The sequence below is a fragment of the Falsiroseomonas sp. genome (genome assembly GCF_030695085.1).
GTDB lineage: Bacteria > Pseudomonadota > Alphaproteobacteria > Acetobacterales > Acetobacteraceae > Falsiroseomonas.
In genome coordinates this window covers 1-1,068 of record NZ_JAUYTS010000209.1, presented here as the reverse complement: position 1 = coordinate 1,068, position 1,068 = coordinate 1, and the positions used below count along the sequence as shown (strand labels likewise).

Annotated in this window: 1 protein-coding gene and 1 pseudogene; both read left to right on the top strand. The window is 73.0% G+C overall.

Features of this window, described 5'->3' with window-relative positions; translation table 11 throughout:
- A partial coding sequence (locus Q8S40_RS21925) for a ribulose-phosphate 3-epimerase (protein ID WP_305672104.1) occupies positions 1 to 496 on the top strand: 496 nt, incomplete at its 5' end.
- A 77-nt stretch (positions 497 to 573) separates the two neighbouring features.
- Positions 574 to 1,068 (top strand): annotated as a pseudogene (locus tag Q8S40_RS21920) (hypothetical protein); the annotation flags it as partial.

Below are 1,068 nucleotides of genomic sequence, written 5' to 3'. Positions count from 1 at the left end.
CCTGCGGCCGCACACCGCCCTGCCGTTCGACGTGCATCTGATGGTGGCGCCCGTCGATCCATGGCTGGAGGCCTATCGCGCGGCCGGGGCCGACATCCTGACGGTCCATCCCGAAAGCGGCCCGCACCTGCACCGCACCCTCGGCCGCATCCGCCAGCTGGGCGCGAAGGCGGGCGTGGTGCTGAACCCCGGTACGCCGATCAGCGTGCTCGAGGACGTCATCGATCAGGTCGACCTGGTGCTGTTGATGTCGGTCAATCCGGGCTTCGGCGGCCAGTCCTTCATCGGAACGACCCTGCGCAAGATCGAACGGACCCGCGCCCTGCTCGACGCCGCCGGATCGAAGGCGCATCTGCAGGTAGACGGCGGCGTCACCGCCGCCAACGCCGGGGCCTGCGTCGCCGCCGGCGCCGACGCCCTCGTCGCCGGAACAGCGGTGTTCCGCGGCGGCCCGTCCGCCTATGCCGCCAACATCCAGGCTCTGAAAAGCGCGTGAGTCCGCTGGGTCCCTTCGCGCGTCCCGAGGCCGACGCCCCCGCGCCCGGCGCCATACCCGGGCTTCGCGGGGCCCCGATGCGCACGCCGGTGCGGACCACCGGCGCGACGACCGGGCCGGGCCTCTGGCCGGCCATCCTCGGGCGGCTGCTGACGCGCCAGATGTGGATCGAACTGTATGGCCTGCCCGGCTACGGCCTGACCCTGAGGGGGCGTCCCGGCCAGGGGTTCGCCGCCACGCCGCGCGACTTCCGCCCGGTCGATCCGGCGCTTGGAAAGAGCGTGTCGGGCGGCAAATTCATCCTCGCCGGCGCCAGCCTCGAGATCGGCGCCGACGAGGATCCCTGGAACCGCCCCAGCCCCAACCGGGCCTTCGCGGTCGAGCTCCACGCCTTCGCCTGGCTGCCGTCGCTGATGCTGCAGGGCGAGCGCGGCGCCCGCGAGGCGGTTCGTCTGACCCTGGCCTGGGGCGCCGTGTTCTCGCGCTGGTCGCCGTTCGCCTGGGATCCGGAGATCCTCGCCCGGCGCACCTTCAATCTCGCCTGCGCGGCGCGGCGCATGGGTCAGGTGGCG